Annotated in this window: 17 protein-coding genes; 4 read left to right on the forward strand and 13 right to left on the reverse strand. The window is 37.5% G+C overall.

The features are described from left to right. Positions 1-311 precede the first annotated feature (311 nt). The 3 genes from ACFVSW_RS24875 to ACFVSW_RS24885 form a co-directional block, all read right to left on the reverse strand. Complete coding sequence (locus tag ACFVSW_RS24875) at positions 312-878, reverse strand: MOSC domain-containing protein (protein ID WP_387319312.1); 567 nt, start codon at positions 876-878, stop codon at positions 312-314. Between the two features lie 176 nt (positions 879-1,054). Continuing rightward, positions 1,055-1,486 (reverse strand): hypothetical protein, encoded by a 432-nt coding sequence (locus ACFVSW_RS24880; RefSeq protein ID WP_387319293.1) that lies wholly within the window; start codon positions 1,484-1,486, stop codon positions 1,055-1,057. A 555-nt stretch (positions 1,487-2,041) separates the two neighbouring features. Further along, positions 2,042-2,530 carry a GNAT family N-acetyltransferase gene (locus ACFVSW_RS24885; protein ID WP_387319294.1) on the reverse strand — a complete coding sequence of 163 codons (489 nt, stop codon included), beginning with the start codon at positions 2,528-2,530 and terminating at the stop codon, positions 2,042-2,044. A gap of 93 nt (positions 2,531-2,623) precedes the next feature. Between ACFVSW_RS24885 and ACFVSW_RS24890 the strand changes: the two genes are divergently transcribed. Then, a complete protein-coding gene (locus ACFVSW_RS24890; protein WP_387319295.1) occupies positions 2,624-3,325 on the forward strand; it encodes a hypothetical protein in 702 nt (233 codons plus the stop codon). A gap of 29 nt (positions 3,326-3,354) precedes the next feature. On the opposite strand, the gene ACFVSW_RS24895 is transcribed toward ACFVSW_RS24890, so the two are convergent. After that, positions 3,355-4,026 carry an HAD family hydrolase gene (locus ACFVSW_RS24895; protein ID WP_387319296.1) on the reverse strand — a complete coding sequence of 224 codons (672 nt, stop codon included), beginning with the start codon at positions 4,024-4,026 and terminating at the stop codon, positions 3,355-3,357. A gap of 405 nt (positions 4,027-4,431) precedes the next feature. Between ACFVSW_RS24895 and ppsA the strand changes: the two genes are divergently transcribed. Then, positions 4,432-7,032 carry a phosphoenolpyruvate synthase gene (gene ppsA / locus ACFVSW_RS24900; protein WP_387319297.1) on the forward strand — a complete coding sequence of 867 codons (2,601 nt, stop codon included), beginning with the start codon at positions 4,432-4,434 and terminating at the stop codon, positions 7,030-7,032. An 84-nt stretch (positions 7,033-7,116) separates the two neighbouring features. On the opposite strand, the gene ACFVSW_RS24905 is transcribed toward ppsA, so the two are convergent. The 5 genes from ACFVSW_RS24905 to ACFVSW_RS24925 form a co-directional block, all read right to left on the reverse strand. Next, positions 7,117-7,509 carry a hypothetical protein gene (locus ACFVSW_RS24905; protein ID WP_387319298.1) on the reverse strand — a complete coding sequence of 131 codons (393 nt, stop codon included), beginning with the start codon at positions 7,507-7,509 and terminating at the stop codon, positions 7,117-7,119. A gap of 476 nt (positions 7,510-7,985) precedes the next feature. Further along, entirely contained in the window at positions 7,986-8,504 is a 519-nt protein-coding gene (locus ACFVSW_RS24910; RefSeq protein WP_387319299.1) for a hypothetical protein, read from the reverse strand. A gap of 87 nt (positions 8,505-8,591) precedes the next feature. Then, positions 8,592-9,152 carry a sugar O-acetyltransferase gene (locus tag ACFVSW_RS24915; protein ID WP_387319300.1) on the reverse strand — a complete coding sequence of 187 codons (561 nt, stop codon included), beginning with the start codon at positions 9,150-9,152 and terminating at the stop codon, positions 8,592-8,594. A 514-nt stretch (positions 9,153-9,666) separates the two neighbouring features. Then, positions 9,667-9,975 (reverse strand): 2Fe-2S iron-sulfur cluster-binding protein, encoded by a 309-nt coding sequence (locus ACFVSW_RS24920; protein WP_387319302.1) that lies wholly within the window; start codon positions 9,973-9,975, stop codon positions 9,667-9,669. After that, the gene (locus tag ACFVSW_RS24925; protein WP_387319303.1) at positions 9,968-11,032 is read right to left on the reverse strand and encodes a DUF455 family protein; all 1,065 of its coding nucleotides are present in this window, start codon (positions 11,030-11,032) and stop codon (positions 9,968-9,970) included. Before ACFVSW_RS24925 ends, ACFVSW_RS24920 begins: the two co-directional genes overlap by 8 nt. A 398-nt stretch (positions 11,033-11,430) precedes the next feature. Between ACFVSW_RS24925 and ACFVSW_RS24930 the strand changes: the two genes are divergently transcribed. Beyond that, positions 11,431-12,333, forward strand: a complete 903-nt coding sequence (locus tag ACFVSW_RS24930) for a helix-turn-helix domain-containing protein (RefSeq protein WP_387319304.1) — start codon at positions 11,431-11,433, stop codon at positions 12,331-12,333. Between the two features lie 209 nt (positions 12,334-12,542). On the opposite strand, the gene ACFVSW_RS24935 is transcribed toward ACFVSW_RS24930, so the two are convergent. The 4 genes from ACFVSW_RS24935 to ACFVSW_RS24950 form a co-directional block, all read right to left on the reverse strand. Next, entirely contained in the window at positions 12,543-13,442 is a 900-nt protein-coding gene (locus ACFVSW_RS24935; protein WP_387319305.1) for a sugar phosphate isomerase/epimerase family protein, read from the reverse strand. A gap of 716 nt (positions 13,443-14,158) precedes the next feature. Beyond that, complete coding sequence (locus ACFVSW_RS24940; RefSeq protein ID WP_387319307.1) at positions 14,159-14,563, reverse strand: hypothetical protein; 405 nt, start codon at positions 14,561-14,563, stop codon at positions 14,159-14,161. Between the two features lie 153 nt (positions 14,564-14,716). Next, positions 14,717-15,244 (reverse strand): SF0329 family protein, encoded by a 528-nt coding sequence (locus ACFVSW_RS24945; RefSeq protein ID WP_387319308.1) that lies wholly within the window; start codon positions 15,242-15,244, stop codon positions 14,717-14,719. A 56-nt stretch (positions 15,245-15,300) separates the two neighbouring features. Further along, positions 15,301-15,486 carry a DUF4926 domain-containing protein gene (locus ACFVSW_RS24950; RefSeq protein ID WP_387319309.1) on the reverse strand — a complete coding sequence of 62 codons (186 nt, stop codon included), beginning with the start codon at positions 15,484-15,486 and terminating at the stop codon, positions 15,301-15,303. Between the two features lie 294 nt (positions 15,487-15,780). Here ACFVSW_RS24950 and ACFVSW_RS24955 point away from each other — a divergent pair. Beyond that, a partial coding sequence (locus ACFVSW_RS24955; protein WP_387319310.1) for an IS110 family transposase occupies positions 15,781-16,005 on the forward strand: 225 nt, incomplete at its 3' end.

A 16,005-nucleotide genomic window follows, 5' to 3' on the forward strand; every position in this document is an offset into this window, starting at 1 on the left:
CTCTTGGCAAACATATGGGTTATTATAAAACTCAAATTAAGATTGCTGTATAGACCCTCCTTATTCAACATAAGGACCCGTTCTCCATCCAGAGCTTCTCCACAGAAAATGAAAGTTAACTACGTTCTTTTATGGCATTAAAAAAGCGTTCCTGCTTATTACAGAAACGCGCCCTTTAATGGAATAACTAAAATATGATTTCAATCATAAAATCACTTATTTCCTCTTTCACTAAAGCACCCTGTTACTTTAAGTACATTTGTTCACAAAAAAGATTAATTTCACTAAGGTACAAATACGCACCAAGCTGGTTAAACACGTTCAAGCTTTTTAAATGGACTAGGAGGTAATTCAACACGGATGTTATCACCTGGTTTCACTTCTCCATTCTGCAATATAACTCCCATTATTCCTGCTTTTCTTATTAGATTTCCGTCTGAATCCTTATCCAAAACAGCATTTAAAAGACCCTGTTTAAAATTATCAATTTGAACACAAGGATTGCGACAGCCTGTTACTTTAATAATTGTAGACTCACCTATAAATAATATCGTGTCAGTAGGTAATTCAAGAAGATTTATTCCGACAGTTGTTATATTTTCACCCATTTGTCCAGGATTAATATTAAAACGATCTGCTAACTCCTCGAATAACTCATTTTGAATTAAATGCACTTGTCTTAGGTTCGGTTGGTTTGGATTTTGTGCCACTCTCGATCGATGTTTAACCGTTGAACCAAAGTGTGCATCGCCTTCGACCCCAAAACCCTTCACTAATTTTATAATCTCTTGATTTTCTTTACTAAACGTATGCTTCTTACTTAAACTAACCGCTATGACTGTTCCTAAAATTGAACTCTCTTTTTTTTCATCAAACATCAATCCTCACAGCCTTCCCTTTTTAAACTCCCTGTTTGTTCATATTCGATAAAGGTTTATTTATTCCTTCTTCTACTAACCTGCTGTTTCGTTAGTGAAAAAGCGATTGTTCTTTTTGAACAATCGCCCCCGTTCAATAAGCGAGATGAATAAGGTGCAAAAAGTGACCTTCATTATTAACGCCTTATTTCCTCATAATCTGGACTTAGAGGTGAAGCATATAGATTAATAAATAATATGTAAACAGGATACAGAATGACAGACCCATAAATCAGAAGGCTAAATCTCGGAAAAAGTGCTACTCCTGTATTAATAGGAAAAACAAGAGGGAAAAAAGAGAAAAAAAGAATAAAATATGGTGCCCACAAAAGGATTGACAAATAGCTGTATTTTCTATCTATAGTCCATTTTTTTGTTAAGCAAATGAATAAAATTGTCGAAAGTAGAAGTCCAATAACATTAATAGCAGCAATTACAAAGTAAACATTATCCCATTCCCAGCCAGTTAACTTACTAATATGAGTTACATTTATTATGAGTTCGATTGCTATATACAACGCTATAGCGTATAAGGCACTAATAGTATTTAACTTTATAAAAAACTTCATCCTATACCTCCTTAATTAAGAAACAGCAACACCTCTGAGTTAAGTTCTTTATTCAATTATAATCATTCTTAAAGTAACCTGCCACGTTAGCGTAATAAAGGGATTGCCGTAGCCATCCCGCTTTATTGCACCCGTAACTTTAATAACACACGACTGTTCTTTTCTTATGTTAGTTCCGCAATTCCAGTTTGGCATTCTTTAGCCAATGGACTAGCCAGTCGTTCAGGAGAATAACGGGACGCAGGAAATCATCGACGATACCAAGACGCTAGCACAAATGATAAAACAGGACTGTGTGCATGTGCTTGTTAGCAAAATATAACTCTCATCCTTTAATTTACCTATAAATCTCAATACGATGACAAACAAATAAAGCGCCGTATGGGCGCTGTATCTATTAATCTATTATAACTACATGACACCAATGCCAAAAAGATGAATGGGCAAGATGAATCATTGTCTCTTCCTCTTCTATTGACCTTTCATTAAGATCCAGTAAATCCCAAACTGCATTAAAACAATTTGCAGCCGATTGCTTATGCGAAAATGTAGATGTCATCTTTCTTCAACCCTTCTTTTTTCAAAATTACTAATAACTAACCCCGGTACAACCTCCAGATCACGAACTAATTTGTAGCCATTTTTCAGATATAAATTTTTAGCAGGGGAATTCTCTTTACCGGTTGAAACTTTTAAAACCGTAAACTGCTGATTATTTTTCTCCACTTCCGCCAATAAACATTGGGCAATTCCTTTACGAAAATGGTTAGGATGAACGACCATCCGGCAAATCGCCAGCTCGGTCCCATCGATAGTATATGAAATAGCACCAGCCAATTCATCCCCCTCAAAGTATCCAAAGAAGGTTTCCCCACTCTCCATTAGTTCCTCCATAGACTCTTTTAGAGGCGGGATTTCGAAAAAATTGATTAACTTTGCCTCTACCAGATAGGAAGCCCTTTGTAGTTCAAACAATTCCTTGACTAGATTTAAATTATGTAGATTCAGCTTTTTAATCATGCAATCATCCTTTGGTATTTTCATTTTACCTTACCCCATGAATTACCTCTCTTTTTAAAAAATATATGTTAAAATCGAATTAGATGGCATTCTAAGGTTTGATAAGGAGAAATAATTTTGAAAGCATTAAAAACAATTATTTATGGGGTACTATCATTCATTGCTGTAATAATTTTAACAGTTGGTATTTTTATAGTAATACCACTAATTCAAGAAAAGCTTTTTGTTCAGGATGAATATATCATGTATGTAAGTAAATTTCCTGCATCTAGATTAACATTAATTTACGAATTTTACCTATTCTTTGGTTTTTTCTGCCTATTTTATAAGGATTTAAGAAAGTGGGTTTCTAGCTTTTTTAAAAAATATAAAAAATTATTCCTCCCTGTTTTTGGGATATTTAATATTATTTTGCTTTATACCATCCTCTCAAACGTTACAGTATTAACCCAAAATACGTTGGTTGATTATTCTTTCCTCTCTCCAAAGGGCAAGGTCTACAGCTACAATGATATTTCTAAGATTAACGCGGGTGTGTATGGTGATAGGCAATTCTTTAGTTTCTTTGGTCACTCAAAAGGTGATTTTTATTATATTGTAGAGCTGAACGACGGCACAAAAATAGACTTAGCTGATGTCGATTTTATGGGAGCAAAAAACGATGAAGACCCTCGTTTTATCATTGAAAAATTGGATAAGGAATTAGTTAATATGGGTACCCCTAAAAAAGCAAGTATGAAAAACTTTAAGTATACGACCCGATATTTAGATAAAATTTATACGGATAAAATTCAGAGCATCTTAAAAAATACCCATTAATAGCTTTGATATGCAAACTGTCGTAATTCTTATCTTGCCATGTCCGTTTTTTGAATAATGATTGGAATCTCACTTAAATCTTCAATAATAAAATCGGCTTCAACATCATTCCAATAGATATCCTTTTTCCAAATTGATTTCATTCCAACTTTTCTGGCTGCTTTTATGTCGTTTTCGGGATGATCGCCAACATAAACACTTTCATTTGCTAATACATTGAGTTGCATTAACGCCTTTTCATATATTTCGTGATTAGGCTTTTTCATGCCCTCCCATTCGGAAATAAGGATGGTTTCAAAATATTTTTCAATGCCCAAGGCGACAATATTGTCAAATTGGAATTGTCCCCTTCCATTTGTGATGATCCCTAAGAGGATTGATTTCGCCTTTAATGCTTCTAACATGCTGATTAAATTTGGAAATAGTACACAATGATTCTTATATTCTAGCAGATAATCATGAAGCAGCCTTTCCCATGTAATCCCGTTAATGTAAAATTCAGTGATTAATTGCTGATACACCTTATCTTTCCAGACGTATCCACGAGAATCTAATTCTAAAAATCTTGAGGTATATAATTCTTTAGGAATATGCCCGAGCGAATTTTTAAAGCGCTCATACTGGTTATCAATAAATTTTTCGACAGAGGCATCTCGATTTAATATAGTTCCATCTAAATCAAATAGTACTGCCTTTATCATTGTACAGCCCCCCTTATACTTCATTTCATTTCAAAACAATTTGAAAATAAAAAATGCGATACTTTTATTAACGGGTTCACTTTTGGGGTGCAAAAAAGTAACTCACAGGTGAAATCTCACCACTATTAAGCAAAGATACGAAAAAAATATAAGGTATTTAAGGGAAACTAAACAGTTTAAATGGAAAAAAGTTGATTTTAATCATATTCTTATTGGGGTTTAAAGGTATATGAGCTGCTTTCGAGGGGATGAACCGGGGCATCAGCTTACTTAATGGTAAGGTAGCTATTTTTTGAACTCTTCCTAATATAATTATAGCATGTAAAAAATGGTTAATATAGACTTTTTATTCTCATTTACTACTGCTAAAATCAATAGAATATTAATGGTTAGGAGTGATGGTGAATGAGTTCTTTGGTTCTCGGTTTTCAGGAAATGGAAAAAACGCAACTTTTGCTCGTTGGCGGAAAAGGCCTAAATTTAGGGGAATTATCAAAAATTGAAGGAATACAAGTACCAGAAGGATTTTGTGTTACAACGGTGGGATATCAAAAAGCCATCGAACAAAATGAAGCGTATCATGCTTTGTTGGATCGACTAACAATGCTAAACGTAGAAGATCGAGATCAAATTGGTGAAATCAGCAGGAAGATTCGACAAATCATTATGGAAGTAGAAATTCCTTCAGATGTAGAGTGCGCAGTTACTCACTATCTCTCCCAGTTTGGTGATGAACATGCTTATGCAGTGCGTTCTAGTGCGACTGCTGAAGATTTACCACATGCCTCTTTTGCTGGTCAACAAGACACCTATTTAAATATCATCGGCAAAGAAGCAATCATGCAGCATATCAGCAAATGTTGGGCTTCCCTATTTACGGATCGCGCGGTAATCTACCGTATGCAAAATGGATTTGACCACAGTCAAGTTTATTTATCCGTTATCATTCAACGGATGGTGTTCCCACAGGCATCAGGGATTTTATTTACCGCTGATCCGATTACCTCTAACCGAAAGCTGCTATCAATCGATGCCAGTTTTGGACTTGGAGAAGCACTGGTCTCAGGCTTGGTCTCTGCCGATTGTTATAAAGTACAGGAAGATAAAATCGTCGATACGATGATAGCAACCAAAAAATTAGCTACCTATGGACGAAAAGAAGGCGGAACAGAGACTCACGAGATCGCTCCTGATCAGCAAGAGATTCAAACACTTAATGATCAACAAATTTTACAACTAGCACGCATCGGAAGACAGATCGAAGCTCATTTTGGTTACCCCCAGGACATCGAATGGTGTTTAGTTGATGATACATTTTATATTGTCCAGAGTCGTCCAATCACTACTCTTTTCCCCATCCCTGAAGCGAATGATCAAGAAAATCACGTCTATATATCTGTTGGTCATCAACAAATGATGACTGACCCCATGAAACCATTGGGATTATCTTTTTGGCTGTTAACGACTCCTGCACCCATGCGTAAAGCTGGTGGAAGGTTGTTTGTAGATGTCACACATCAACTGGCTTCACCTGTCAGTAGAAACATTTTATTAAATGCTATGGGACAACACGATCCGCTCATGAAAGACGCACTTATGAACATCATTGGGCGTGGAGATTATATAAAGTCATTACCAAATGATAATAAAGCACCGAGTCCCACTAGAGGCAATACAGATATGCAGGCACAAATCGAAAACAATCCATCAATCGTTTCTGATTTGATTAAGCGCAGTCAAACATCGATTGAAGAGTTAAAACAAAACATCCAAACGAAATCAGGATTAGATTTATTTGATTTTATTCTAGAAGATATTCAGGAATTAAAGAAGATTTTATTTGACCCACAAAGTTCAGCTGTATTTATGGCTGCTATAAATGCTTCAACATGGATCAATGAAAAAATGAACGAGTGGTTAGGTGAAAAAAACGCAGCAGACACGCTTTCTCAATCTGTACCAAACAATATTACTTCGGAAATGGGATTAGCACTATTGGATGTCGCAGATGTGATTCGTCCTTATCCAGAAGTAATTGATTATTTACAACATATAAAAGATGATAACTTTTTGGATGAACTGGTTAATTTTGATGGTGGAAAGGAAGCTAGAGACGCTTTTAATGCTTTTCTCAACAAATACGGAATGCGATGTGCCGGAGAAATCGATATTACTAGAACACGCTGGTGTGAAAAACCAATTACAATTGTCCCCATGATTCTGGGTAACATCAAAAACTTTGAGCCTAATGCAAGCAATCGGAAATTTGAGCAAGGGCGGCTGGAGGCTTTGAAAAAAGAACAAGAGTTATTAGATCGATTGAAGCAATTACCGGATGGTGAACAAAAAGCCAAAGAAACAAAACGAATGGTCGACCTAATCCGGAATTTCATCGGTTATCGGGAATATCCAAAATACGGCATGGTTAATCGCTACTTCGTTTATAAGCTGGCTTTACTGGAAGAAGCCGAACAACTCGTCCAAGCGGGCGTTTTTCTTGAAAAAGAAGATATATACTATCTCACTTTTGAAGAACTTCTTGATGTGGTCCGCACAAATAAACTGGACTACCAGATCATCAGCAAACGAAAAGACGAGTACAAATTATATGAAAAACTAACTCCCCCACGTGTTATCACGTCTGATGGTGAAATCATTGTAGGTGAATACAAACGAGATAATCTCCCAGCCGAAGCTATTGCAGGTCTACCTGTTTCTTCCGGAGTGATCGAGGGACGCGCTCGCGTTATATTAAACTTGGAAGATGCTGATTTAGAAGATGGAGATATATTAGTCACCGCCTTTACTGACCCTAGCTGGACACCATTGTTTGTATCCATAAAAGGTCTCGTCACCGAAGTTGGTGGACTGATGACCCATGGAGCAGTAATCGCACGGGAATATGGCTTACCAGCAGTTGTTGGAGTTGAAAATGCCACCAAACTGATAAAAGATGGGCAACGAATTCTTGTCAACGGAACAGAAGGGTATATCGAAATATTATAATTGCTGAATACGTCAAGATTTAATTAGTAGCACCGCTCTAGTGGGTACCAGAGCGGTGTTTATAATTACTAGTCTCAACCACTTTTACCCTTCGACCATGGCTAAATAATACTTTTCTTCGCTGTTATATTCAACAATTAAAATGCCTTCATTTTCGTTTGTTGAATAAATTTTTGTACCTATTGGTAATTTGTTTGCCATTCCGTTTTTAAACGATTTAGTGTCTTCGTTTGTAAATAATTTTGTAATCTCCCCAACTAACTCTTTCTTGGTAAGTTCTAATTCATTTATCCAATCAATATCAGTTTTATAAATTAACCCTTCCCATTGAAAAATATTAGCATTTTCATCAAGACGCAACACTTCTTCTGCATCTGGGTGTTTCGAGACCGAGGTTTTGGTTTCCGAATCAATACAACCTGATAAATAGAACAAAGATACCACCATCAGCATTAGGCTTAATATGAGTTTATTCATTTTGACACCCCATTTAATTAGTCGTACTTGTTTATTAATTTGTTACTTAATTTTACCTCAAATACAAAATGCCCTTTGTTTCAAAAGTCAAATATCCAACATTTTAGCATATGATTTAGCAGTAATTTTAGCTTATCAATTTTATGGTGGACAACATCTATTGTTCTTGTAAAAATAGGGTTGTTAATATAACTGTTATTTTCAAAATTAATTCGTTTAAACGTTGATAAAACGATAAAAAAACAGACTAACTCGCAATGCAAATTAGTCTGCTAATTCATACTCTAATTATATTGTTTCTCTCCCTTATCGGAACCCGTTACACTCTTACCAAGTAAGTGCGCATTTGGCTAACATTTCCTAAGCACAGAATTAGCTCAGGATATTTAGCATCAAACTGTGGGTCAAGATAGATCATGCAGGTTTGACGGGTACGTTCTTTATTAAAAGTACGAATTGCTACTGAAGGATACTTTTTAGTCCATATTGTAATACTTCTTCTTTTCCTTCATATAATCCTTTTCACAAGTCAACAGCTGGTATTTAATCGCATTACCTTGTTTCTTCTTCTTTTCAATGACTTCCCATTTTAAATCAGAAAGCTTTAAATGGACTGCAACGTTTGTATTATCAGGCTGCTTATACAGTAAATAGGCTTCCGATGGTTTGACAAACAATGTCGGCTTGCCGCGAGAGGCGACAATAAATTGTTTATGTAAGGATTGATAATATTCGTCAAATTCCTTCCCGCCGTAAATAATGTTGGCAGCATCTAACCCTTTATCCGTTACCTCAATGTAGTTTTGATCATCAATATCCAAGTCAAGACCTGCAATAATATCATTCATAAGTGCTTTATTATATTCAACGTCGCGAATTTTCATATTTTCTCTGCAGTCGGAGGATAACCTTGGTGGATCATCAGCCAGGACTTGTAAAGAATTAAAACAAAGCACGAGGCATATCCCCCCAATAAAGCTTGCTGCTTTTTTCACAGTAAACATCACCCCTAACCATATATGAACATATTATTCTGCATGATAGGATGATATATACTGAACACTCGCCATAATTATAATAATCTACACTTCAATATGTTTAATCACTCTTGCCGGATTTCCGCCAACTACCACATTATCAGGTACATCCTTTGTGACAACAGCTCCTGAAGCAATGACGACATTATCACCTATTTTAATACCAGGGTTTATTATCGCTCCCCCGCCAATCCAAACATTATCACCAATTTGAACGGGCGCACCAAACTCTACGCCGGAATTTCTCTCAACTGGGTTCAACGGATGCCCTGCTGTATAAATATGAACACCCGGAGCCACCATACAATTCTTGCCTATCCGAATTTCACAAACATCTAAAAATACACAATTGAAATTTGCATAAAAATTTTCTCCAACATGAATGTTGTAACCGTAATCACAGCGAAAAGTTGGCTCTATGTATATATTTTCTCCTGTTGAACCAAATAGTTCTTTTAGCAGTTCTGTCCGTTTGCTCTCCTCTGTTTCTGATGTAAGATTAAATAGCCTTGTAATTCTTCGCGCATTTTCCCGCTCTTTTACTAGTTCAGGATCGGCAGCAACATATAGTTCACCATTTATCATTTTTTCTTTTTCTGTTTTCATTGTTATAGTCTCCTAATCTAAATATTTTTTAATAACATTCATCTTTCTAACTTTACTGAACGCCCTCTAATTAATTATCCACTCTGTATAAGGCAAATATTTTATTAAGAAACGTTTTCCTTTTAAATTTTTGAAGAAAGGATGGGGTGATGTTGCATCTAGGGATAGGCTTATTTTGTTGATTGTAACATTAATTGTGCCATATATCTCATTTCTAGACGGTTCTTCGTAAACAATTTTGGAAGGTTAAGAAAATAGGACCTAGCCAAATTAAAACAGATGCAAACATGAATGATACTCCTTTTATTTATTCTATAAATGCAAGAATGTAAGAAAGCCAAAAATACGCAAGAAGTGCATAAAAACTTGCATATTTTTGGCTCTTTAATTTTATTCCTAGTTGTGTGAAAAAGATAAAAAGCCGGAAGAAGTATTAAGCTTCTTCAGACTTATAGTTTTATAATTTATCATTCCCAGTAACGAAACACGTTATCCATTTTCTACAAAAAGTCAATTAAGAGCCTGTTATCTTTGCCCGTCTTCGCGGAGATACTTTCTCCATGATGACATCACTTTTGCATAAACTCATGCATAACAGTCTTTTATTTAATTCAAGCTCATTTGGTGAAATCAAGCACTCTTCCACATTAATTGCCTGTACAATCCCTTCTTTGATTTCGAAAATACAAGTCCTGCAAGTTCCATTGCGGCAGGAATAAGGGATATTGATTCCTTGGAGGATCGCTGCATCCAGAATTATTTCATTAGGTCTTACTGTGAATGTTTGGTCGGAGGACTTAACCTTTACTATAAACTCAGACATGGTGTTTGTCCTCCATTTCCTCTATTTTCCCTTTAATTCTACTTTTAAAGGGTTCATAATCCCACTCCGTATGTTTGACCCGAATCCATTCGTCCCACCTAGCAAGTGTATCTTCCTTCAAATCCTCCAGTGCATCTATATCTCCTTGCAAACGATGCAGTACCCATTTATGGCCATATTGCAAATGAATACTTTCGTCCGCCCAATCATAGTCGAAATCTTGCGAGCTTGCGGTATCCCCGACAGCTTCAAAATCCGACTTCAACCCCGCCTTCCAGCTTGGCCCCCCTGTTTCAAGTGTATGAAGTAAAGCGAGGACGTCCAATTCTCCTTGTTCGCTTACGGACATATAATGGTCGGCGATGACCGGATAATCAACACCGATCTCGAACCCCCATGACTTCAGTCTCTCCTCCCCCATCATACTATGTCTAGATTCGTCATAGGCCCACCGGGCGCATTCCAAATAAAAGTCCCACGGCATGTCGTTCCATTTCCACATAACCAGCGCAGGTATTTCTGCAGCCCACATTTCGTTGACATGGTTAATGCCCTGCCAAATTTGTCGCTCTATGAATTTTTCAGGTGACCAAGGGGGCATATGGTAAACCGAGGCTGTGAATTTCGGATCCCGTCTTGGAGAGAGTGGAGGCACATATTCCTCTCTAACTGCTATCAGATTTGGTATCTCAAGGCTTCCGCTTCTCTTGCAAAATAAACCGCCGATATTTTCCAAATAGGATTCCAGTGCTTGCTTCCATTGTTGGAGTGCCTCAGACTCTTTACTTTCAGGTAAATACGGATACAGCATGTTGATCTCGGCAATTTGTGAACGCAGCTGGGATGGGAAGCCGCTCATGAAAGCAACCGTCGGTGCGTCATCAAGCGGATCGGCATCCTTTAAATAGTCATCATACGCCTGAATTAATGCTTCTTTCACAACAAAATAGGCTCCGACCAGCAGCTCCGCATCATTGTGACAACGGATCAAGGAAGAGAAGAAACAAGACAAATCGACATCGTGCGCTTGATCTACATCACGTCGGGGATATCGCATCTCCAGAACCCTGGTTCGTAGCGCATCGGCTCTTAATGAATCCTGCCAAATATGACGAGGCAGTACCTTTTTCAGCTCCCATTCGGAGACATTGACATGGTAACCACCTAGAGTACGCATGATCTCCCTCTCTATAAAATACAGCTTTTTCACCATCTCTGAGGCTTCGTTGACGGTTCTCCTTCCGGGTGTTCCCATAACCAGCACTCGCTCTGACATCGATCATTCTCCTTTTTTTGGAATTTATTTTGTTAACGATAGAAGTTTGTTTTGCTGCCAATATCATAAATTTAACAAGGTACAAGTTAAAAAGCCATTTACATATGTCGCTTATTTTTATATATTTGTTATTAAAAATTACCTTTTTTTATTCTTTGGTCGATTAATGAGGTGCGATTATGGAGCTGCTATTCAATATTCCCAAGCTTTACTCCTCCATTTTGCTGGAGAGCTTACATTACGTAAAACGTCCTAAAGGTTGGTCTTTTCCCAGACACCGACACTTTTTATTTGAGTTCATTTACTGTGCCTCCGGTACGATTGAGCAATGGGTTAATGGGCAGCCATACCGGTTACATGAAGGAGATGCCCTAATCATCAAGTATGGCCTTTATCATGAAACGGCCCCCCTTGCGTCGGATTCGGAGATATTCGTGTTTCACTTTGATATCGACGAGAAGGAGGTCCATATGCTCTTTCAGATGATTTCCAACCCTATTATAAAATCGAAGAAAGACGTTTCGTTTTCCATTAGCCAGTGGGTTAAAGAGTTTATTCAGGAATTCGGGGAAGTGCTGGTCCAGCATAACACTCTACCTTCCTTATCCATGAATGAACGTTTGGAGAAATCTGTGACGTTGCTGCGTATGCAGACCCGTGTGCTTGAGTTTGTTTGCAAACTGGCAGATTATTTTATTAATGATTCCGAAGTGAGACTACCGGAAAAACTGACACCCTCCCAAATAAAACTGGCTAACGAAGTTGCCTTTCAACTGGAGACGCATGCCAACGAAAAATTTCAGATCAATGATTTGGCTCAAAAATTGGGAGTACACCGTTCTTATCTCAGTAATTCTTTTAAGCAATTATATGGTATTTCTCCCCGGGAGTTTCTTTCAAAGGTGAAAATACGTTCGGCAAAGCAGTTATTACTGAATACCGATTTGACGATTGAAGAAATCTCAATAAAGCTCGATTTCTCTTCCTCTTCCCATTTCAGTAAATTCTTTCTTTCTTCTGTGGGCTTATCCCCGATTAAATTTCGCAATCAACAACGTAAAATGGCCGGTTTCGATAAATAGGAACATAGATAAGGATGAACCTGTTTACCGTTTTGCTAGTTCAGGATGAAACGATTGCACGGAAGGATTTAAAAATGATACTGGTCAAGGCCCGATTGATGGCAGGTAGCCTGAAGGGCTAGTGGGACGGATCGCCAAATACAGGAACAAAATCCAAAAAACCGCCATTATCCTGACCATTGAGGAGGATAATCGGCGATCTTCATTCGCTAATTGGGGATTTTCGTTAATATCTGAGTTTCCACGATTTCTTTCAGGAGAAGCGCTTGCTGCCAACGATCGCATAGTTCAACTGTTTCATTTCCGGAGGTTTGTGTTATTGAATAATCGGGTGGACCTAATTCGCATACTAATGGCAAAATGTCTCCTGGTCTTGCATTCGCTTGCCAGTACTCGACGCCTTTCCTCCACCATTGGATAAATCTTTGAACGAAAGGGTTTGTTTGATAATCTTGTCCTAACTCAATTTGGATTTGCTGCCCGTTCGAAATTCGCAAATGCATCGCCGAGCAGCACCGTAGAAGTGCATCAAAATAACGCTCCGCTTTCGATTCCGTCTGCTGTATCTCTCCGGCTAATACATAATGGGAAAAGTCAATGGTCAATCTCATTGCCGGCATATCCGTAACATATTCTACGGTTCTAAGAAGATCCTGTGTAATACGTCCGCGATGTGTTTCAAAAAAACAGGGCAATCCGATCCGCAATGACTCCTCCATGATTCTTTGAAGGAAATGAACAGCCTCCCTTCCAATCATAAAGGCATCGCCTGGTTGAATATTGACATAAGAAGCCCCCGCTTCCTTCGCCTGCCTCATGTATGAGAAGATTTTTTCGCCATCCCATGGACCCAGACCGATTCCCCATAATAATTTATGACGATCTGCTAGTTCGATCCAGCGCGAGCCGTCCATCAGTTCTGCAGATGTCCCCAATACTCCTGTGAAACCCGCTTCACTGATTCGGTCGAATTTTTCTTCCTGGGACCACTCCTTGCCTTGGCTTCCAAGACCGATCATCGCCCACCAGGCCTGGTGAATTTCGACTCTGGGCGCAGATAATTCTCCACAATTGATGCTCCTAAAACATTCACTGTTAGCTTGTACCATCTCTACTCAACCTCCTGCTTTCCAGTGTAACGTTCTATACGCATTCTCTCCATTCACGAATGTTTTATATATTTATACCTTTGTTATTAACTTTCTATTATGATCCAAATAACAATCATACGTATTCTTGAATACGAGGAGTCCCATAGGAATGGAAATAGGCTTCATCCAAAAACAAACCGAAACAAGTAATCGAATAAAATCCTTTGGAAGCATAAAACTATATTTTGTCTCTTATATGTTGTAGGTCAAAATCCAATTTAACGGAAGGCTTCATAATCATCAACACTTCTGAAATCGTAAAATCTTCCGTGTCTGCTTTAACTCCCCTGTCAGAAGTTGAAGAAGCACCACAAAAATAAGCGTTAATCCTTCTTTTACTGAAAAACTGCAATGTAAAAAAATCGCTGAATTCCAATGGTATCAAGGATTTCAAGCGATTTAATCATCTACCTTTATTCACATTAAAAGCATTTATGCGGAGCGAGCCCATTACCCTTGATGGAGGAGACCGTTTAATCCCCCTTTGATTGAAAAGGGAGATTTTTACATCCATTCATCATACATCTCCTTCCAGGCATGGTCGTACAATCGGGCATATACACGAGAAAAAGGCTGCCGTAGCAACCCCCACTGGTCAACTAAAGCTACCCGTTACTTTAAGTACATTTTTTCACAATCTAACAAAAATAGCGTTTAAAAGTTGTTGTTCATCTTTAGTCATTTCTTACAGCACCAGTATTCTCAATTCCTACACTTTTTGCCCAAAATTCTAACCTTTGTCCCTCGTAAAATTCTAAGTAAAAGGAGCCTTTTTCTCCTAAAAATTCTTTTAATTCACCATTAATTACTGCTTTTCCACGATAGACATTATCGATTGTTAAGGTTTTTGAATCTGTTACATTAAAAAAATCAAAATGTTTTACTTCAACATCAGTAAATACTAAGCTGATACCTTCCCCATTTACATCTTGTTTAAAGTTTATGAATAAAACATTATCTTTTAATGATACACTTTCACAATCATAATCATTGTGTAAATCGTAATAGCCGTAGTCAAATTCATACTGACAAAGATTCTCAAATAATTCTATTGATTTTGCAAATAACAGGACTGTCATCTCCTTTTTAACCTACATCGTTTTTATACTATTTCTTTTTTCAAAATGGCTTTTCCTTCTTCCACTAACCTGCCCCGTTACTTCAAGAAGAAAAGCCGCCAAAATGGCAGCTAGATCTTCAACTCTTGCCCCCGTTGTTTAAGAAGAAAATAATTATTTTTCATCAATACATTGTTTTCTTAAATAATAAAAAATAATAACTAAAGGGTGTTCAAACTCATTAAGTTGGATTTTATCAAATCGCCTTTTCCCTAAACGTCGGTCAATCAAAGAAAATGCTTTATATATAGGATTGTTAGAGGATAGTGCTTCCTCATAAGGAGTATTAATATAATTCCAAATATTATTGGTAATGTGGCTTGTTTCATGAACGCCATGTTTCATTATTTCTTCAACTTTTTTAGATTTAATTTGAACATTATAAAAATCTTCGTGAAAGGCATGCTGTATTGAAAAATCATTAAGGGAGTCGGTAGGAATTGGTGTCACATACCAATGATAATATCCGCCTCCGAAAATTTTCTTCCCGTCCAACGTTATCCATGCTTCACCATAATCATCATGTGCCTCGTGGTAACATGTCATGTGGACATCAATTCTTTCTTTTAATTCAGGCGTAATAAACTCCTTAATTTTTTTTCTTAATTTTGACCACTTCATTTTTTTGAAAAATCCTTCCACTAAATTTAGTCCCTAATAGTCGATACAACGGCTAATAGAACTCTTGAACCTGTTAGTTAAATAACAACTTCAAGAAAATCTCGTGATAATGCACCCAAGAATAAAGTTATCCCATTACTATCACAAATTTCTACCTCGAAATGGTTGTCATCGTAAACTTCTAAAATTGTACCAATTTGCCCTTTGGTAATACCCTCAATAAGGTTATCTTTTGTAATTTTAACTACATCAAATTGTTTCATTTAAACACCCCTTGTTAAACAAAAGCACCCGTTAGCCATCCATGAAGCGCAAAAATCAGCGCTTCACCACAGAGAATGAAAATGGGTTAAAACCGTCAATACTGATTCTACGGCTGGGAGAGGAAGGTCGCTGAACTATGGTGCGTTAGAGCCCATCCGTTAGTCTGACTCCACCGACCACGGTGCACCACTGACTGTCGCTCCCTTACGGGAAGCACACATGGTAGATTAATCCTATTCTGGTTGTTGCACCAGCCTCTAATTATAATGATCGCCGTAGAAAGGATGTTTTCAATGGATGTAGTCATTGAAAGAGCATGCGGTATGGATGTCCATAAGGACAATATTACTGCCTGCATTTTGACACCTGAAGGAAAGGAGATTCAAACGTTTTCTACTAAAACTGTATTTCTATTACAGTTGGTTGACTGGGTTAAACAACATAATTGTACCCACGTCGCCATGGAAAGCACGAGTGTTTATTGGAAGCCTATTGTGAATTTACTAGAAGCTGAGGAC

Origin of the sequence: Neobacillus sp. NPDC058068, assembly GCF_042885335.1 — a bacterium.
In the GTDB taxonomy this organism is placed as follows: Bacteria; Bacillota; Bacilli; order Bacillales; family Cytobacillaceae; genus Neobacillus.